We start from the raw sequence: 19,136 nt of genomic DNA on the forward strand, positions 1-19,136 counted from the left end.
TAACTATCACTATTTAGGTATACCTATAATTCTAATAGCGTTAGAAAAACCAAAAAACAATCTAATTTCAAGAAAATAAGACTCAATTAATCTTCTGGTGGATGACCATGAATTTGTTCAAAAACGGCATCGAAATTTTCTCGAAGATAGGCGTTAAGCTTTTTTTGATAATCCAGCTTAAGCCAATTTATAAAATTATAGGTGCTTTTACTTATGCACTTGCCATACACTTGTATTCTATTATCAATGTCTTCTTTTAGTAATTTTGCCAACGCAAGGGCATCATACACATCTTCACTATTTTCTATACAGATATAGGCATGTTGTTCAATTGATTTTTCCAATACCACTTTAGAAGATTCTCCGGAAAAGGTAGTATCCTTATATAAAGCGGTAATATCCAAATAAGTTTCCTTAGATTTTGAAAACTCTGACCGAATATCTTCGGCCAACTCATGTTTAAAAGTACTTTCAATATCTTCATCGTCCTTAATACGGTCTATGTAGAAATTAGGAGATTTAAAAATGGCCTCCCAATCTAAATCTGCACCCCAAGGACCAAAGCGATAGATATTATTGCCAAGATCTATTACCGTAAATTTAGATTTGTTGTTCAACACCCTAGAACCCCTACCAATCATTTGGTAGTAAAGGGTCAGGGACTTTGTAGCCCTGTTTAGAATAATGGTATCTATAGTAGGTTCATCAAAACCAGTTGTTAAAATACTTACAGATGTTAGTATTGCATCTGGAGTTTCATGAAACCACTTTAATATTTGTTTTCGTTGTTTCTTGGTAGCGGTATTGTCCAAATGCATAATTGGCAATCCCGCACTATTAAAAGTGTGGTATACCTGAATAGAAGTTTCTATACCATTATTGAATATTAATGTTTTTTTACCCTTAGAATGTAATGTATAAGCTTCTAGTAATTTATTTAACATGGACGGACTCGTATACAAGTCCGAAGAAGATTTAACCGTATAATCTCCATTGGAACCCACCTCCAAAGAAGTCAGACCCATATCATACTGAAAAGTTTCGGCTCTGGCCAAAAAATCGTTTTCAATTAAATTCTCTATGGATTCGCCAGGAATCAACTCATCATAGTTGCTGTTCATGGGTAAATCCTTATTGGAACTTAAAGGCGTAGCAGTAACCCCAAGAATAAAAGAGTTTTCAAAAAATTTGAAAATTTTTGTAAAGGAATTATAGTGGGCCTCATCCACAATAACCAAACCAACGTCCGAGATATCCAAAATACCATCGTTAAGCCTATTATTTAATGTTTCTACCATGGCCACATAACAATTGTAGCGTTCATGATCATCTAAATTAGCTTTACTGTTGACTACTTTATTGACAACTCCAAAACTAGTGAGCATTTTAGATGTCTGATTACAAAGCTCTACACGGTGTGTCATTACCAAAACCTTTTTTGAGTGGTTTTTAAGGTATTGCCGGACCATTTCTGAAAAATTACGGTCTTTCCACCACCAGTGGGTAATTGATATAACAGATGGTAATCATCTCTTTCATTATCGAACTTTTCAAATATTTGATTAATAGCACCTTGCTGGTAGCTATAAAGTTCTTTGTCCGTTTTCTTTTCCTGAATTTCAAATAGGGGCTCTTGCATGATATCTTTTTCTGGTGCCTGCAAAGGTAAAACCTTCAATATGTAATTACTAATATATTGACAGGCTTTCCAGAACAACTCATCGCCGTTTTTATAAATGATATCGATTGACAGCTATTTATCGCAGCAATCTCAAAAAGTAGACTTTTTTATGTTTTCTAAATATCTCTTGCTAATGGATACTAAAAAGCCACTTAAGAAAGTGGCTTTTTATAATTGTTATTAAGAATTTATCTAAGCCTTATCTAAAAGATACGCCTTCTACTAAAGGTTTAAATCTGAAAATATAAAAAGGTTTAGTCGCAATACTTTTACCATTATTAAAAGCGGCACCTCTGTTCACCTGTGCAGCGGATACATACATATACCCATCTACATGGTTGTAACTTACACCATCTGGCCAGACCAAATTATCATCTTTTATCATAGAGTGAACACTTTGGTCTTTTGCTAGAACTACAGCAACACTTTTTGTTTCCAAAGCTGTTAAATATAGATTGCCCTCTTTATCAATAGACATTCCGCCATTGTTGGGTTTTTCTGAATAGGTTTCAATTTTGCTATCCAACAATGCCTCGGTCAAAGTCTCGTCTACAAGGTCTAATGTTTTAACTCTGTAGATTTTGGTTCCGTTTAATGGACCGTAATAAATATATTCAAAATTAGTATCAGCAGTAATTCCGTCATTACCAATCAATAAATCTTTACCATCCACAGCCAAATGCTTTCCATCAATTACCGTTGGTGTGTTTTCTGGTAAGGTAGTGCGCGTGCCTTCTAAAACACGACGTGTTTTACCGGTTTTCATATCCACAATAATAAAAGCCGCTTTACTACCATCACCTCCATTACCAATACCTTCATCCGCTATAATAAAATAACCGTTTTTGGTATCTACCACCATATCATTAGGTTGTGAGATTGCTGGCACTGCGGATTTTGGTAAGTAATAAATACGTTCTAATGAATTAGTATGAGTGTTCCAACCAACAATTTTTGGTGTTACGTTATCACGTTGTGCCATGTCTAGCATCCAGATAATTCCGTTTTCATCATTACGAATACCTAGAACATTGCTCAAATAATTATCATCCGTAGCTCTTGGCGTATTCCATTCCAAATTTGGAAACGGTGTGGTTGTATTTGTTTTTTTATCAAACTTGACCACTCTAATTTCTGGACTAAAAAATGGATGATGACTGTAAACCAAATCGCCATCATTGGTGAAAGTAATATTCCCCACAGCTTGGTCTACAGTTGCAAAAATTTCTGCTTTGGCTAACGTTTTCTGCGCATTTGCAGTCATAACAGAGAGTAGTATACTTAGTGTAATTAGTTGTTTTTTCATGTTATTCGCTTTTCTTCAAATAATCTGGAAGCTCTTTCGAAAGCCAATCTTGACGAACCGGAACGTGAACATCTAAATCCACCGTTTTTTCTAAAGCCCAAAACTCATGAGGTATGTTCTCTGGGAATACAATTACCTCTCCACCAGAAACAATAACGAACTCCTCTTTACCGTCTATAATAGTCTTGATTTTAACCTTACCGGACATGATATAGGTAATCTGCTCATTAGGATGTTGGTGCCATGGAATATGTGCCCCTTTTTCCAAATTGAAAATAGTCATTTGACCTTTTTCTCCATGAAACCATTTACGCTGAATACCTTCGCCAATAGTTTCTGATTCCATTTCATCAAAATTGAAATGCTGCACTTTTGAAGTCGCCACGGAATCAATCGTATTTACCTGTGCATTTGCCGTAGTACCAGCAAAAATTGCTGCTATAAGAAATATTTTAAGTGTAGTTTTCATTTTCTTTTTAAATTATTTGACTAATTGCATCTAAAATCCTTCTAAAACAATTTTACCTTTTGCTTTTCCTGTCTCTAAGAAAGCATGGGCTTTACGCATATGCTCTGCGTTAATGGTTCCAAAGTTTTCTCCTAAAGTGGTTTTAATAGTTCCGTTGTCTATCAATTTAGAAACCTCGTTTAAGATGTTGTGCTGCTCAATCATGTCTTCCGTTTGAAACATAGACCTAGCAAACATAAATTCAATGTGAGTAGAAACCGCTTTATGCTTAAAAGGCATCACGTTAAACGATTTAGGGTCGTCTATAAACCCGAATTTCCCTTGTGGTTTTATCAGCTTCACAATCTCATCAGCATGTTGCTCCGTAGCGTTTAAGCTCACCACATAATCAGGAGCAGGCAAACTATATTTCTCGAATTCTTGACTCAATTTATTTCTGTGGTTGATAACCGAGTCTGCACCCAATTCCTTTAACCAATCTGTTGTTTCTTCCCTAGAAGCCGTTCCAATGATATTCAGCTTAGTTAGCTTTTTGGCTAATTGTACCAAAATAGAACCCACACCACCAGCAGCGCCAATAACTAGAATAGATTTGTTAGCATCATTTCTTGCCACTTCTAATCTATCAAACAACATTTCATAAGCCGTAAGGGTTGTCAAGGGTAAAGCTGCAGCTTCTGCAAACGAGATGCTCTTAGGCTTTCTACCCACAATACGTTCGTCTACAATTTGATACTCTGCATAACTTCCTTGACGTGTAAAATCGCCTGCATACCAAACTTCGTCACCTACGTTAAAAAGGGTGACATTATCACCAACTTCTTTTACTATTCCTGCAGCGTCCCAACCAATAACTTTCCAATCATCACCCTCTACTGGCATTCCTGCTCGTACTTTGTAATCTGCTGGGTTTACAGAAATTGCTTTTATCTCCACAAGAATATCTCTGCCTGTTGCTTTTGGCATATCTAATTCTACGTCTTGTAACGATTTTACATCCTCTATAGGGAGGTTCTCCTTATATCCTATTGCTTTCATTTTATGTTGTTTTATAGGGTGATATGATTACTTCCAAGTAACGATATCATCAAAGTTTCTTCTAGATTTACCAAATTCTGGATCTGCTTTTCTGTAACCGAAAGCGGTCATAAACGATAGACCATATTTATCAGTATCCACACCAAATTTCTCTTTCAATAAAGCTTCTACTTTTTCTTGATGAAACCCTTCAATGGGGCAAGAATCAATTCCTGTTAAAGCGGCCGCTGTCATCATATTACCTAAAGCTATGTAGGTTTGTTTAGCCGACCAATCAAATAACTTTTTATCCGTATCCAAATCAAAATCACGCTCTTGAAATTCTCTATAAAATTTAGAGTACACTTCAATAACTTCTTCGGGCATTTGCTTTACATCTTTCATCATGTGCAAGATATATTCAGAATCATGCTTTACCATTGGCGCCTTCATACTTAAACCTAATACAAAGTGGCTGGCAGTATCCAACTTTAAAGGTGCTCCCCACGCTACCGGCTTTAATAGCTCACGCAATTCCTTATCTTGAACAACTACAAAATGCCAAGGTTCAAAACCAAATGAACTTGGCGATAAATGCGCTGCTTCTAAAATGAATTTCATATCGTCATCAGAAATAGTTTTAGAAGCATCAAATTCCTTTGTTGCGTGTCTAAAATTAAAAGCATTGATGATATCTTCTTTTGCTATGTTTGGTGTACTCATTAGTATATTTTAAAATGTTGTTTTTGTAATCCGATACAAATATAAAGTCTACATATACTTTTTTAGAGTATAAAAAAAGGTGATACTTGTATAAATCAGGGTTTTTTAGAGGATTTTTTAAGAAATAGTTTCAAAATCAGGTTTATTCCTGTTTACAACACAAACAATAAGCACATAAAGACGTTTTAATCCTTTATTAATACCTATTTTAATTTAATTAATCCATCTAAAAGTCAAATTGATTCTAGGTTGAATATGTTTTGCCGTTTTTGGTATTTTATGCTTCCAGTTATCTTGTGTAGCACCTTTCATTAGAAGTAGGCTTCCGTGAGCTAAAGGAATATCTACACGTTTTAAATCTTTTCGGGTAGTATGTTTTAATTGAAAAGGTCTGGTTTCTCCAAAAGTTACCGAAGCAATAACTGTGTTTTTACGTTGGTCTCCTTTATAGTCTTGGTGCCAATCTACACTGTCTTTACCATCTCTGTAATAATTTAGTAGACAGCGTGTAAATTTCACATCTACCTCCTGCTCTATTCGTTCTTTAATAAAAAGTAAATCAGCATTCCATAAGTGCATTTTACTCTTTGTGTTCGTATATTTAACCTCCTTGGTAACATCTCCAAACCAAGCAGTTAACCTAGGATAATCAACCTCTTTACCGTGAATGGTAATTTGCTCTTGCTGCCAAGGTGTATTTTGAAGTAAGCTAGCATACAACTTATTACTTTCTTCTAAACTGAAGAAATTCTCAAATAAAGTAACATCGGCTCCTGGTAGATCAAATTCTATTTTACGGACTTCATTTGTGAAAAATAGGTCTGTTTGACTAAATAAATCCATCTCTTTTCTAATTATCTAAATGAAACGCCCTCTACAAAAGGTTGAAATCTAAAGATATAAAAGGGTTTGGTGGCAACGCTTTTACCTTCATTGAAGGCAGAACCTCTGTTTACCTGAGCTGCAGATACATACATGTAACCATCTACATGATTATAGCTTACACCATCCGGCCAAACCATATTTTCGTCTTGCGCCATAGTTTTTACACTTCTATCTTTTGCTAGTACCACAGCGACTCTATTTGTTTCTATAGCAGTTAGATATAGGTTACCGTCTTTATCGATACTCATACCGCCATTATTAGGCTTTTCAGAATACGTTTCAATTCTACTGTCGAGCTCATCTTCGGATAAATTTTCGTTTACCAAATCAACCGTTTTAACTCTATAAATTTTAGTTCCGTTCAATGGGCCGTAATAGATATACTCAAAATTGGCATCGGCGGTTATACCGTCATTACCAATCAGCAAATCTTTACCGTCAACAGCTAAATGTTCACCATTAATAACAGTAGGAGTATTTTCTGGTGAAGTTGTACGTGTACCTTCTAAAACACGTCGTGTTTTACCGGTTTTCATATCAACTACAATAAAAGCCCCTTTACTACCATTTCCCCCATTACCAATACCTTCATCCGCTATAATAAAATATCCGTTTTTAGTATCTACAACCATATCATTTGGTTGTGATTCTTTTGGCGCAGATGATTCAGGTAAATAGTAGATACGTTCCAATTGATTGGTAATCATGTTCCAACCGACAATTTTTGGAGTAACATTATTACGCTGTGCCATATCTAGCATCCAAATAATACCGTTTTCATCATTTCTAATGCCTAATACATTGCTTAAATAATTATCGTCTGTATCTCTAGGTGTGTTCCATGCTTCATTGGGGAATGGTTTACTCTCCTTAGTTTTGGCATCCATAATCTTAACTCTGATTACAGGTTCAAAAAAAGGATGTTGGCTGTATACCAAATCGCCATTATTAGTAAATGTTATGTTCCCCACGGCTTCATCTGTTGTGGTAAAAACTTCAGCTTCTGTTTGTGCATTTGCCGTCATGCCTGTTAAAATTGTAGTCAAAATAAATATATGTTTTTTCATTGTGTGTTCTTTTTTAATGGTGATTTTTCAACCACCGTTTTGTTACTTCATCTATATTTTTACCTTCTCTTGAAACCTTATAGTCTAATTCTGCAATAATGTCATTAGTGAATTGTAAACCATCTAATTTTTGCAGATGAGTTTTGGTGAACATATTTTCTTTGTCTTTGCGTAGCAATAAGACAGCTTTGTCAACACTACCTAATAGACCTTTAGGTTCTTTTAGTTCTCTTATTTTGTATTTATAGTGTAAAAATTGAGGTTTCCAAAGAGGGATAATTATCCATTCTTTCTTTTCAACCGCATTTTCAAAAGCACTGAAACAATCTTCTTCAGTACCTGTATGAAATGAATATTCTGCGTCATTAAGTCCGTAAACATTCATCATCTGAATAGAAAAACGCGTAATGCCTGCCTTATGGGTTTATCCCTTGGATATCCTTTTTAATTTTTGATACTACAGTTGGTTTCAGCAAATCTGCAATCTTTGAAACCTCTTTTTCTGGCACATAATCTGGCACTCCCCAAAGAGCATACGGTTTATAGTGAAGTCCTAATTCTACTAAAGGAACTGCTTTTTCGACCTCATTTTTATAAATACCGTGACTGGAAGGCAACCATGCCGAAGCCAACATATCTACATCGCCTGCTTTTAATCGCTCAAAATTCTCTTCGTGAGGTGAATATGTGCGTTTTACGGTAAAACCTATTTCTTCCAATGTGTTGGCTACCAAAGAGGCCGCTATACGATGAAAAGACAAATCGGTTACGCCTAAATTTATTGTTTTCGACATCTGTTATAATTTTAAAAATGAAACATGAAATTGCACCTTTAATCTAGATAGAAGTAGCTTATAAAAGAAAGACAATTTACTTACCTAAATCTGTACAATTACATATGGTTACTGAAAAAATTTTTAGTTTTAAATAAAAACACACGCAGTAATACTTGCGTGTGTTTAAAAATTTATTAGTTCCCTATTTCCGTCATTTCATTTAATATAAACTCTTCCACTTTGCCATCAGTTACTTTCATATAATGGGCCAAATATTTATTATCCATATGTTTTTGCCATAACTCACGATTAACCCACTTTTCATGAAATAAGAAAAAATTAGGATTTTCATTGTCTTGGTGAAGGTCATAACTAATATTACCTTCCTCAGCTCTAGTAACATCTAACAGTTTAAGTAATTCTGCTTTTACAAACTCTCTATGCTCTTCTTCTACTAAAATTCTTGCTATTATTGTCAAATATGATTTTCTCATGATGTTTTGTTTTATAAATTACTTTACTAATTCTGTTTTAACTACTAAATAAGGGCCTTCACTATCATCTTTTCCATTGTTCATAGGTGGTATTCTATTTAATTGATCAATTGTAGCGTATAAAAATCCATCGTTAGCTACATAAAGACCATCTGGCCAAGATTGCCCTTCAGGAATTTTTGCTAAAGGGACATAAGCTTCTTTAGTAGATAGCCCTATTTCCCCATCTGTTACATTAGTTACATACACATTTCCGACAGCATCTACTGCCATGCCGTCTGAGTATGATTTTTTACCATATGTTTCTATAGAATTTACTAGTTCTTCATCGCTACCAAAGTTAGCTGCAGGTACCCTATACATGGTGTTGCCGTGTAAGGCTCCAAAATATACCCAGTTATATAGTGGATCAATAGCTATTGGATTTAGCGCGAAACCACCTTCCATTTCTGGCATCAATGATGGATGACTCTGTGCCATTCTCTTAGCTTCCCCATTCTCGGTATTGATTACAATAAATGCAGGCTCAGGCGCACTTTTTAAATCACCCTGGGTCATATCTGCAATTATCACACGGTTGTGTTTTTCATCAATTACAAAATCCTGTAAAAAACTAGCCGGTTTTACTACGTTTGCCGGAATTTTTATAGTCTTAACTAATTTTTCTGACTTAGTATCCCAAATCACAAATTGCTTGTTTCCCATATCCAATAACCAAAGATTGTCATTGCTGTCAGCTCTTATGCCAATAACTGCCTTAAAAACCGAGTTTTCTCCAGTCGCATATTCGGCGTTTGGGTAAGCCTTACTTTTACCATTTTTGTACACTTCAAAAACTTTAGTGTCAGGTGACATCATAGGGTTCATGGTAACAAATAATCTGCCATTACCAGTTAAAGCTAGATTACCAGGTCTTATGGTATCACTAGCAAAAATAGTTTCTACAGTTTTTACTTCTTGTGAAACATTTTCAGTTGGCGCTGATTCTTGAACGGTCACCTCTTTTTTCTCGTTTGCAGATTTACACATTACCATCACAGATGATAATGCTGTAAGCAATAGTATTCTTTTCATATCTCTATATTTAAAAGTTAATATTTAAGTGCAAGACAAAGTTATTGGCAGACCACCTCTTTTAACTTGTATACCTAAAGGATATTTATGTATATTAAAAGGTTAATATGTTGTTATTTACCTGATTTTATTTGAATTGCTTAAATTTATACTGAAATTCTTATTGAAATTGACTCAAATGCAATTAAAATTTACTCAAATGCAAGTATTAGAAGCGTATAAGCCTTTTGAAATACAAGAAATTGAATTGACGGATTGGAAACAACGACCCGTTAAGAATAATTTTTTTGAGCTGGTTTTAATAAAGGAAGGTGAAGGTACCCAGTGCATCAACTACAATGATTATGCATATGGCAAAAATAGTATGTTTTTGCTACCGCCTTTAAAATGCCATTCTTTTACCATAGAAAAACCTACGAAATTTGTCTTTTTAAAATTTACCGATTCTTTTTTTAAGAATGTAAACCGGATGACTATAGATAGAAATGAATGGTTTAAAGAAGCATCATACATCCTTTCTAATTATAATCAATTACCTGGTGATATCATCAAAAATGAATTGGATCGAAATTATTTAGAAAATCTTATTAATATGATTCTTCAAGAATCTAGAAATTACGGTGAAGAGTCTGTAAACCTAGTTACCAGTTTAATGACCAGCATCTTAGAGATTTTAATACGCAATATTAAAAAGAGCAACTACTTTGAATTACCAAAGAACAACTCTGATGAAAGAATTACTAAAATGCTGACTTATATAAATACCAATATTGACAAGACTGAATTATTGAAAGTTGAAAATTTAGCCGATGTTTTTATGATGTCACCTACGTATGTAAGCGAATATTTTAAAAAGCAAGTGAGCATGTCTTTGCGAGAATATATCATTAAGGCAAAACTGAAGTTAGTAGAGATTCGCCTTTTAAATTCAGATTACACATTAACACAAATTGCAGATGATTTAGGTTTTACCGATGTAAGTCATCTTTCAAAAACTTTTAAACGTTACGCTGGCACTTCCATTCGTGAGTTTAAAAATAATGGAGAATATATGTTATTGAAACGAAATTCTTGCGCTACAGCTGTACAAGCTTAGTCCTCAGAAAAACATATCAATATTATTTCTAGATACTCCACGTTTCCAAGCGATACTTGAACCCATACTAGGATATTGATTAGGACTGACTTCTTTCCCCTCCAATATTGCATCCAATGCTGTATAGAGATCCTCTCCGGTTGCTGGTTGAATACCTGGCCTAGTCATATCAAAGCGCCCCGTATACACACACTCTAGGTTTCCATCAAAAACAAATAAATCAGGATTACTTTCTGCACCATAGTCCAAAGCTACATCTTGATATTCATCATAAAGATATGGGAAGGGGTATTTATTGTATTTCGCCATTTGAGCCATAAAAAATGGGTCATCTTGAGGAAATTTTTTAATGTCATTACTACTAATTGAAATGAACTGCATTCCTAAGGGTTGATATTTATTGGCCAATTCAACCAGCTTAGAATTTATATGCTGCACAAACATACAATGGTTACAAAGAAACAAGACCACTGTGGCTATATCAGACTTTAATTGAGATAGCGTTACTACCTCACCTGATACCGTATCGGGAAGTTTAAAATTAGGGGCTTTTTTCCCCAATTCCATCATGCTAGACAATACAAACGTCATGATTTAATTTTTCGGGGACTAAGTGTCCATATTATTTTTTTCAGCTATATATCCTATGGCAATCTTTTTAAAAATTATATTTTCTACACTACTTGCAAGTAGTAAATCCTCGAATTTTAAGTTAAGAATAATTTAGAATGAAATAATGTATAAATAAAGGTTTCATAGATGATTTTCTGTATGCTATGCTATATCACAGGCTATTTAAGGCCTAAAAACACACATTTTTTAAATATTTAATAGTAATACCCTTATAATTTTCCTTTTTTCATACCAAAAGCTTTGATTTTTATCAAATTCTATCTGATATTTTTTAAACAAAAACCTTTAAAAAACGAAAAAAAGGGCACATTATTAAGTTGAATTCATGCAACAATACGATATTTTAACATTATAAAACGCAGTTTTAAACAATAGTTTCAAGAAATTTACAATTTTTTGCACTGATGCAGTAACGATAAAATCATGATTAACCCCAACCCACAAAAGTTCTAAATAGTTAACTCATTGTATGTAAAAGGCTAAATAATTTAGGGTGTTCAATTTCTAATTTCGGGTTCCATATCATAGTTAACTGCGCTTTTTGCGGAGTATCTTTTAATTCATAAAAATCGATAGGTAAATTCAAACCTCGTATAGATGAAATAGGCTCTAAAGATACTCCCATTCCAGCCTCTATTAATCGAATACTAGTACTGACAGAATCCGTTTCATGTACCACATTAGGTATAAAACCAGCACCTGTACAAATAGATTCTATGATGTTTACATAATTGGGCCCATCTGTTTTTGATGGAAAAATAAAAGGTTCTTTTGTAAACGTAGCGAAGCCATCTTTAACCATCCTACTCATATCAAAACCCTTGGGAACCAACACCGCATAATTGTCTATGTGCAAAACTTTGCTCTTTAAACCTACGGGCACTAATGGGTTTGTTGCAAAACCAATATCCAATTCACCAGATTGCAAACGTATATATTGATCACGATTGTTAAGTTCCTTTAAAATAGTTTTAATATTAGGCAGATTTTGGCGAATATCAATTAGAATTTCTGGCAGAATTGATTGCATTACAGAATGCGTAAACCCAATTTTCAACTCCCCTGCTTCCCCTTTATGGATTTGATTGGTTCGTTTTAAAATAAAATCATATTGCAAGAGCAGCTTTTCCATTTCATCAACAAAATATGTTCCAGCATGAGTCAACTCCACATTACGCTTGGTTCTTATAAAAAGTGGTGAGTCTATAGCCTCTTCCAGCTGTTTTATTTTACGGCTTAGTGCGGGTTGCACAATATGTAAAGCTTCCGCTGTTTTAGTGAAATTGAGTTTTTTGGAAAGGAGTACTGCGCTGCGTATATGTTGTAAATCCATTTTAGTAATACATATTTGTTATTAGTTTATCAAAATTAAGCATTTATTTATATAACTGAGGTTGACTAGCTTTGTCAGGAATAGGAAAATGTTCAACTCAAAATATATTCATTATGACCACAGGCCAAAGCTTAGCAGAAGTATACGATGCGGAACAATTTAGAGCTATAGGAAAAGAACTGATAGATGTGCTTGCTGATCATTTAAATGATTTACAGCATAAAGAAGGAAAGAAGGTCTATCCAAATCATGCACCAGAAGACGAGCTCCAGTTTTGGGAAGATGATTTGAAACAAGAGTCTACTCCTATTCAAACCTTAACAACGCTTTTGAACCGGTCTCAGCAAACGCAGCACCCAAAATATATGGGGCACCAAACGGCAGTTCCTGCTCCTATTTCTGCGCTGACCGGAATGGTTACTATTAGTAAATAATAGCACAGGGGTTTTTGAAATGGGGCCAGCTTCAAATGCCATGGAACGTGTAATTACTGATTTAACCGCAAAAAAAGTAGGTTACGACTCTTCTGCTTCGGGAATTATGACCTCCGGCGGAAGTCTAGCAAATTTAACTGCATTATTGGCCGCCAGAAAAGATAAAGCACCACATAACGTTTGGGAAGAAGGTCATAATGAAAAATTAGCGGTTCTTGTTTCCGAAGAGGCCCACTATTGTATTGATCGGGCTGCTTAAGGATTTTAGGACTTGGGGATAAAGGAATTATTAAAGTTCCTGTTGACCATAATTTTAAAATACGAACAGACCTTTTACCACAATACCTAGATAAAGCCAAGGCTGACGGTCTTCATGTCTTCTGTGTTATTGGTTGCGCCGGTTCTACCGCTACCGGTTCTTATGATGATTTAGATGTATTGGCAGAGTTTTGCGAAGCTCATAACCTTTGGCTACATGTAGATGGTGCACACGGCGGTGCTGTGGTGTTTTCTGGGAAATATAAAGACCTTACAAAGGGGGTTGAAAAAGCAGATTCAGTTGCTATAGACTTTCACAAAATGCTAATGACTCCGGTTCTTAGTACGGCATTGATGTTCAAAGAAGGAAACAAAATTTACAGAACATTTGCCCAAAGAGCTCAGTATCTATGGGATTCTCCTGAAACGGAAGAATGGTACAATTCTGCTAAAAGAACTTTTGAGTGCAGCAAACCATTTTTATCTGCACAGGTGTATCTTATTCTTAAAACTCACGGTATGGATATTTTTGAGAAAAATGTAAATCAGCTTTATGATTCCGCCAAACTGTTGTCTAACCTCATTACAGCCAAGCCGGAATTTGATTTGGTACACCAACCAGAATCTAACATTGTCAATTTTAGATTTGTTCCGAATAAAAAAATGAACATCAACGAATTGAATACTTTAAATACGGACATTAGAAAACGATTAGTCGCCTCTGGGAATTTCTATATAGTACAAACAACTATTGCAAACAAGCGAACCCTAAGATGTACGGTAATGAATCCATTAACTTCAGAAGTGGACTTTGTAGAGTTATTGAATGAAATTGAAAAAGAGGCCACTTCTATCCTAAGTGCGGAACTTGCCCATGTTTAGTAGCCCTATTTGAAAAAGTATGTGAGGTCGATTTTTAAATAAATTGACCTCCTTTATATTCAGTTTCAACAAGAATATAATAGTTTTGCAGCTTGATAAAAATAGATTGCCGCATGAAACTTTTATTGTCCATAGGACTTACTATCCTATTTTTTTATAACGCCAACGCTCAGTTGGTAAATATTGAGTCCAAACGCATGCAAAAGGATTCCGTTCGTTTTGCTTTAAAAAGCGATTTACTCTTTAATTATACAGATAACAATGGCGCCTATATTCTTGCAATTGGGTCAAATATTACAACTCAGGTAAAATCAAAAGACCTCAGGAAAATCCTATTTTTTATTGGCAATTATAATCTTATCCGAAGTAAAGATGAAGATTTTCAGAACTCCTATTTTTTCCATTTACGATATAACCATAAAATAACCGATTTCCTTAGACTGGAAGGTTTTATACAAAACCAGAACAACACCTTACTCACTATATCCAACCGAAACCTGGCGGGAGCAGGTGTACGCCTAAAGTTAGTTTCGGAAGAAAATACACGGGTATACTTTGGTAACGCTTACATGTATGAAATTGAAACACTAGAGGATACTGGTGAGCGATTATATAACCATAGGAATAGTAGTTACCTCTCGGCTACGTATGCATTTCCTAAAACAAGATTAGATTTTACGGGTACCGTATATTTCCAACCTCTATACCGTTATATTGCCAACCACCGAGTGCTGAGTCAGTTGAAAGCAGAAATGCCTTTAACGGGACACCTGAGTATTTCTGCTTTGTATAATTATTCCTATAGCAGTTTTTCAACTACTTCAGAAAGTGATCGTTCATCTAATCTAAAATTGGGACTTACGTTTTCTTTATAAAAAAGAAGAAAACTAGGCTAATAAAGCTTTACTCATCTCCTCACCAATTTTAAGAAGGCTATTACGTTCGTCTGCTGTAAAATCATAAGGTACTGGTTTAGCTATACCCAAAGTTCCATATAACTTTCCGTCAAGCAACATAGGTACGGCGATAGAACCTTCTACCTTAGTTTCTTTGGCAGCAGGACGTGCTACGCCAGAATCATCTGTTTGGAGGTTACACATCTCTACGGCTTCTTTACGCTCAGCAGCAATACCCGCCATTCCTTTACCTATAGGAATAGTGGATAACTTGGGTATTAGAAAAGGAGGGATTCCTTTATGAGCTTGTATCTGTAACAGCTCTGTTCCTTGGTCTAAAAAATGAATGGTTCCCGTAGTACAATCAAAAGCGCTAATTACATTTTCCAATACTTGTTGCCAATCTATATTAGATCGTTCTAAGTCCGTTAAAATAGCATCTACGGTCAATCCTTGCTTTTCACTCATAATCCTGATATTTACTAAATAGGTTGTTTGTATTTCTAAGGACTTCCGTGTTTGCGGTTGTCCTCTCTACAAATCTACTAAAGTAATCCGTAGGTACTCCCTCTCTATTCAAATGTAAAAATTAAACATTTGTTAAAAAAGAATGAACGTTCATTTTTGTTGTTATCTTTGTACCAGAATTAGAAATCATGGCAGAATTAACAAAAGGCGAAATTAAAAGAAATGCGTTGGTGAAAGCCACAATAGAACTAGTGAACAACAGTGGCTTTCATGCAGCTCCTATGTCTAAGATTGCTAAAATGGCTAACGTATCACCTGCAACTATATATCTCTATTTTGAGAACAAGCAGGATTTAGTTAACCAAGTATATATAGAAGTGAAAGCTGCTTTTACGGAATATGCGTTTGAAACATTTGATCCAAAAATGGAAGTTGAAGAAGGGTTTGAAATCATTTGGAAGCGTATTGCAGATTTTAAGCTTAAGGAATGCGAAGAAGCAATGTTCCTAGCACAGTGTGATAACACACCTATGATAGACGAACCCAGTAGACAGCAAGGTATCAAGCATTTGCAACCTTTATTGGATTTATGGGAACGGGGTAAAAATGAAGGCAAAATTAAACCACTTTCAGATTACATTTTATACGCTTACTCTATTAACCCATTATCCTTTTTAATGATAGCTCAAAAAAGAGGAGGTTTTCAATTAACTGAGGACCATTTAGAAGAAGCATACCAATCTGCATGGAGCAGTATAAAAAAATAAATACATCATCTTAAACAACAAATAGAAATGGAATTACTTGATAAATTAAAATGGAGATATGCTACTAAAGCAATGAACGGTAAAACTGTACCACAAGATAAAGTGGACATTATTTTAGAAGCCGCTCGCCTAGCCCCTACTTCTAGTGGATTACAGCCTTTTGAAATTATAGTTGTAACCAATCAAGAATTAAAGGAAAAAATAAAACCTGTAGCTTGGAACCAGTCTGTAGTAACAGATTCTTCTCATTTATTGGTTTTCGCTGCTTGGGATAACTATACTGAAGAGCGTATTAATAAAATGTTTGACCTAACTAATGAAATCCGTGGTTTCAAAAATGAAGGTTGGGAAAATTACAGACAACAATTATTGGGTATGTACCCACAGCGTGATCCAGAGGTAAACTTTCAACATGCCGCTAGACAAGCATATATTGCATTTGCAGAAGCTCTTACCGCTGCTGCTTTTGAAGGCGTAGATTCAACACCAATGGAAGGATTTGATCCAGATGCAGTAGATGAAATTCTTGGTTTAAGAGCAAAAGGTTTACGTAGCTGCGTATTGTTGCCTATTGGTTATAGAAAAACAGAAGAAGATTGGTTGGCAAATTTAGTTAAAGTGAGAAAAAGCACTGAAGACTTAGTAACCGTAATGGACTAATTACAAAAAGGAAATACTATGAAAACTATATTATTAAAAAATAGACCTAAGGGAAAACCTTCGGTCTCTGATTTTGAATTTGTAGAAAATGATTCGCCTTTAGAAATTAAAGATGGTGAGTTGCTTTTGGAAACGACTTACGTTTCTGTAGACCCTTACTTAAGAGGAAGAATGAGCGATGCTAAATCGTATGTAGCTCCTTTTGAATTGAACAAACCTGTTCATTCAGGTATAGTGGCAAAAGTTATCGCATCTAAGCACAAGGAATATAGCAATGGCGACTACCTTGCAGGTATGCTTAATTGGAGCACGCAACAAGTTTCCAATGGTGAAGGTCTTACAAAAGTTGATGGTGAAAAAGCGCCTCTAAGTGCATATTTAGGTATTTTAGGTATGACAGGTTTAACCGCTTACTTAGGACTTAATGAAATAGGTAAGCCTAAAAAAGGAGAAACTTTAGTAGTTTCTGGTGCCGCTGGTGCTGTAGGTAGTGTAGTTGGCCAAATAGGAAAAATACTTGGTCTTCGTGTTATTGGTATTGCCGGTAGCGATGAAAAAGTAGAGTTGCTAAAATCAAAATTCGGATTTGATGAGGGCATCAACTATAATACTACTGAAGATATGACGGCCGCTATTGCAAAAGCAGCACCAAACGGAGTTGATATTTATTTTGATAACGTTGGCGGTCCTATTTCGGATGCAGTGTTGTTCAATATCAATCACTTTGCAAGAATGATTATTTGTGGTGCTATTTCAGTATATAACAATACTGAGCTACCTAAGAGTGTTAGTGTTCAACCATTTTTAGTTAAGAATAGCGCACTAATGCAAGGGTTTATTGTTTCAAACTACAGTGAGAAATTCCCTGAAGCTATGAAACAATTATCTACTTGGTTGGCTGAAGGTAAATTAACCTATAGTGAAACCGTTGTTGAAGGATTTGAAAATATCCCTCAAGCTTTTATCGATTTATTCGATGGAAAAAACAAAGGAAAAATGGTCGTTAAAATTTAATGACCGATACAAAAAAAGAAAAGGAACTATGACGAATTTTGAATTTAAGAATCCTACCAAAATTATATTTGGGAAAGATACAATCAAGAAAATAACAGAAGAAATACTTTCTGACGCTAAAGTATTAATGCTTTATGGCGGCGGAAGTATTAAAAAGAATGGTGTATACGACCAAGTAAAAGCAGCTTTAGCAAATGCTAATGTAGTTGAGTTTGGTGGTATACCTGCCAACCCGGAATATGCTGTTCTTATGGACGCCCTAAAGGTTATTAAAGAAGAGAATATTACATACCTACTAGCAGTTGGTGGTGGTTCGGTTATTGACGGAACTAAATTTTTATCTGCTGCTGCAGTGTATGAAGGTGACGAGCCATGGGATTTTGTTAAAAAAAGAGAACCTATTAAAAAAGGAATGCCTTTTGGAACAGTTTTAACTTTACCGGCAACAGGTTCAGAAATGAACTCGGGAACGGTTATCTCTAGAAAAGAAACTCAAGAGAAGTTAGCTTTTGGAGGTCCTGCCCTATTCCCACAGTTTTCGGTATTAGACCCTCAGGTAATTACTTCTATTCCAGAAAGACAATTGGTAAATGGTATTACGGATGCGTTTACACACGTTCTTGAACAATACATGACATACCCTGCAGGCGGACTTTTACAAGACCGTTTTGCCGAAGGTATTCTACAGACCCTTATTGAGATTGCTCCTAGAGTAATTAAGGACCCTAGTGATTATGAAGCTGCAGCCAACTTTATGTGGAGCTGTACTATGGCACTAAACGGACTTATTCAACAAGGTGTTCCTGGAGATTGGGCTGTACATATGATGGGCCACGAGCTTACGGCAATGTACGGAATTGATCACGCAAGAACTTTAGCAGTAGTGGCACCAAGTCATTACAAATATAACTTTGAGACGAAGAAAGAAAAATTGGCTCAATATGGCGAACGTGTTTGGAATATTACCGAAGGTAGTGTTGATGATAAAGCGTATGCTGCTATTGAAAGAACTGAAGCTTTCTTTAAAGAATTGGGTATTGACACCAAACTTTCTGACTACACTTCTGATTATGAAGGTACGGCTGAAAAAATTGCACAACGTTTTACCGATCGTGGTTGGAAAGGCCTTGGCGAGCGCCAAGCCTTAACACCTCAGGATGCTGAGAAGATTGTGAAAATGGCTTATTAATAATAATTTAAAAA

23 protein-coding genes and 1 pseudogene are annotated in these 19,136 nt (G+C 35.3%); 9 read left to right on the top strand and 15 right to left on the bottom strand.

Annotated elements, in window-relative coordinates; all coding sequences use genetic code 11:
* Nucleotides 1–86: 86 nt before the first annotated feature.
* From Q5W13_RS20730 to Q5W13_RS20780, 12 genes and pseudogenes are all read right to left on the bottom strand, one after another.
* Complete coding sequence (locus tag Q5W13_RS20730; RefSeq protein WP_368662582.1) at nt 87–1,121, bottom strand: DEAD/DEAH box helicase; 1,035 nt, start codon at nt 1,119–1,121, stop codon at nt 87–89.
* A 30-nt stretch (nt 1,122–1,151) separates the two neighbouring features.
* Nucleotides 1,152–1,639, bottom strand: a pseudogene (locus Q5W13_RS25425) (DEAD/DEAH box helicase family protein); the annotation flags it as partial.
* A 241-nt stretch (nt 1,640–1,880) separates the two neighbouring features.
* On the bottom strand, nt 1,881–2,987 hold the full coding sequence (locus Q5W13_RS20735) for an L-dopachrome tautomerase-related protein (protein WP_304444341.1): 1,107 nt from the start codon (nt 2,985–2,987) through the stop codon (nt 1,881–1,883).
* Nucleotide 2,988: 1 nt separating this feature from the next.
* Nucleotides 2,989–3,456 (bottom strand): cupin domain-containing protein, encoded by a 468-nt coding sequence (locus tag Q5W13_RS20740; RefSeq protein ID WP_282179941.1) that lies wholly within the window; start codon nt 3,454–3,456, stop codon nt 2,989–2,991.
* 30 nt (nt 3,457–3,486) lie between these two features.
* Entirely contained in the window at nt 3,487–4,494 is a 1,008-nt protein-coding gene (locus Q5W13_RS20745) for a zinc-binding alcohol dehydrogenase family protein (RefSeq protein WP_304444342.1), read from the bottom strand.
* 27 nt (nt 4,495–4,521) lie between these two features.
* Nucleotides 4,522–5,196 (bottom strand): NAD(P)H-dependent oxidoreductase, encoded by a 675-nt coding sequence (locus Q5W13_RS20750; protein WP_304444343.1) that lies wholly within the window; start codon nt 5,194–5,196, stop codon nt 4,522–4,524.
* A gap of 213 nt (nt 5,197–5,409) precedes the next feature.
* Nucleotides 5,410–6,039: an alpha-ketoglutarate-dependent dioxygenase AlkB family protein gene (locus Q5W13_RS20755; protein WP_304444344.1), complete on the bottom strand. Its 630-nt coding sequence runs from the start codon at nt 6,037–6,039 to the stop codon at nt 5,410–5,412.
* A gap of 11 nt (nt 6,040–6,050) precedes the next feature.
* Complete coding sequence (locus tag Q5W13_RS20760; protein ID WP_034666734.1) at nt 6,051–7,148, bottom strand: L-dopachrome tautomerase-related protein; 1,098 nt, start codon at nt 7,146–7,148, stop codon at nt 6,051–6,053.
* A 13-nt stretch (nt 7,149–7,161) separates the two neighbouring features.
* Entirely contained in the window at nt 7,162–7,536 is a 375-nt protein-coding gene (locus Q5W13_RS20765; protein ID WP_304444345.1) for a glycine betaine ABC transporter substrate-binding protein, read from the bottom strand.
* 28 nt (nt 7,537–7,564) lie between these two features.
* Nucleotides 7,565–7,942, bottom strand: a complete 378-nt coding sequence (locus Q5W13_RS20770) for a glycine betaine ABC transporter substrate-binding protein (RefSeq protein ID WP_304444346.1) — start codon at nt 7,940–7,942, stop codon at nt 7,565–7,567.
* A 176-nt stretch (nt 7,943–8,118) separates the two neighbouring features.
* Nucleotides 8,119–8,418, bottom strand: coding sequence for a putative quinol monooxygenase (locus tag Q5W13_RS20775; protein ID WP_304444347.1), 300 nt, complete (start codon nt 8,416–8,418; stop codon nt 8,119–8,121).
* A gap of 18 nt (nt 8,419–8,436) precedes the next feature.
* A complete protein-coding gene (locus Q5W13_RS20780; protein ID WP_034666740.1) occupies nt 8,437–9,492 on the bottom strand; it encodes an L-dopachrome tautomerase-related protein in 1,056 nt (351 codons plus the stop codon).
* Between the two features lie 199 nt (nt 9,493–9,691).
* On the opposite strand from Q5W13_RS20780, the gene Q5W13_RS20785 reads away from it, so the two are divergent.
* Nucleotides 9,692–10,588 (top strand): AraC family transcriptional regulator, encoded by an 897-nt coding sequence (locus Q5W13_RS20785; protein ID WP_304444348.1) that lies wholly within the window; start codon nt 9,692–9,694, stop codon nt 10,586–10,588.
* A gap of 3 nt (nt 10,589–10,591) precedes the next feature.
* Here the strand turns inward: Q5W13_RS20785 and Q5W13_RS20790 are convergent, their stop codons facing one another.
* Together Q5W13_RS20790 and Q5W13_RS20795 are read right to left on the bottom strand one after the other, a co-directional pair.
* Nucleotides 10,592–11,179 (bottom strand): thioredoxin family protein, encoded by a 588-nt coding sequence (locus Q5W13_RS20790; RefSeq protein WP_304444349.1) that lies wholly within the window; start codon nt 11,177–11,179, stop codon nt 10,592–10,594.
* A gap of 499 nt (nt 11,180–11,678) precedes the next feature.
* A complete protein-coding gene (locus Q5W13_RS20795) occupies nt 11,679–12,554 on the bottom strand; it encodes a LysR substrate-binding domain-containing protein (RefSeq protein ID WP_304444350.1) in 876 nt (291 codons plus the stop codon).
* A gap of 113 nt (nt 12,555–12,667) precedes the next feature.
* Between Q5W13_RS20795 and Q5W13_RS20800 the strand changes: the two genes are divergently transcribed.
* The 4 genes from Q5W13_RS20800 (at nt 12,668) to Q5W13_RS20815 (ending at nt 15,003) form a co-directional block, all read left to right on the top strand.
* Nucleotides 12,668–12,988 (top strand): hypothetical protein, encoded by a 321-nt coding sequence (locus Q5W13_RS20800; RefSeq protein ID WP_304444351.1) that lies wholly within the window; start codon nt 12,668–12,670, stop codon nt 12,986–12,988.
* Nucleotides 12,989–13,007: 19 nt separating this feature from the next.
* Nucleotides 13,008–13,247, top strand: a complete 240-nt coding sequence (locus Q5W13_RS20805) for a pyridoxal-dependent decarboxylase (RefSeq protein WP_304444352.1) — start codon at nt 13,008–13,010, stop codon at nt 13,245–13,247.
* A 59-nt stretch (nt 13,248–13,306) separates the two neighbouring features.
* A complete protein-coding gene (locus tag Q5W13_RS20810) occupies nt 13,307–14,128 on the top strand; it encodes a pyridoxal phosphate-dependent decarboxylase family protein (protein WP_304446558.1) in 822 nt (273 codons plus the stop codon).
* Nucleotides 14,129–14,241: 113 nt separating this feature from the next.
* Entirely contained in the window at nt 14,242–15,003 is a 762-nt protein-coding gene (locus Q5W13_RS20815) for a DUF481 domain-containing protein (protein ID WP_304444353.1), read from the top strand.
* A gap of 12 nt (nt 15,004–15,015) precedes the next feature.
* Here the strand turns inward: Q5W13_RS20815 and Q5W13_RS20820 are convergent, their stop codons facing one another.
* Nucleotides 15,016–15,492 (bottom strand): GAF domain-containing protein, encoded by a 477-nt coding sequence (locus tag Q5W13_RS20820; protein WP_304444354.1) that lies wholly within the window; start codon nt 15,490–15,492, stop codon nt 15,016–15,018.
* A 188-nt stretch (nt 15,493–15,680) separates the two neighbouring features.
* On the opposite strand from Q5W13_RS20820, the gene Q5W13_RS20825 reads away from it, so the two are divergent.
* Genes Q5W13_RS20825 through Q5W13_RS20840 form a run of 4 tightly spaced genes read left to right on the top strand, consistent with a single transcriptional unit; the run spans nt 15,681 to nt 19,122 of the window.
* Nucleotides 15,681–16,259, top strand: coding sequence for a TetR/AcrR family transcriptional regulator (locus Q5W13_RS20825; protein WP_304444355.1), 579 nt, complete (start codon nt 15,681–15,683; stop codon nt 16,257–16,259).
* Nucleotides 16,260–16,286: 27 nt separating this feature from the next.
* Nucleotides 16,287–16,919, top strand: a complete 633-nt coding sequence (locus tag Q5W13_RS20830) for a nitroreductase family protein (RefSeq protein ID WP_304444356.1) — start codon at nt 16,287–16,289, stop codon at nt 16,917–16,919.
* A gap of 18 nt (nt 16,920–16,937) precedes the next feature.
* Nucleotides 16,938–17,933, top strand: a complete 996-nt coding sequence (locus Q5W13_RS20835) for an NADP-dependent oxidoreductase (protein ID WP_304444357.1) — start codon at nt 16,938–16,940, stop codon at nt 17,931–17,933.
* Nucleotides 17,934–17,961: 28 nt separating this feature from the next.
* Entirely contained in the window at nt 17,962–19,122 is a 1,161-nt protein-coding gene (locus tag Q5W13_RS20840) for an iron-containing alcohol dehydrogenase (protein ID WP_304446559.1), read from the top strand.
* The last annotated feature ends 14 nt before the right edge of the window (nt 19,123–19,136 follow it).

Origin of the sequence: Zobellia laminariae (genome assembly GCF_030553095.1) — a bacterium.
In the GTDB taxonomy this organism is placed as follows: Bacteria; Bacteroidota; Bacteroidia; order Flavobacteriales; family Flavobacteriaceae; genus Zobellia; species Zobellia laminariae.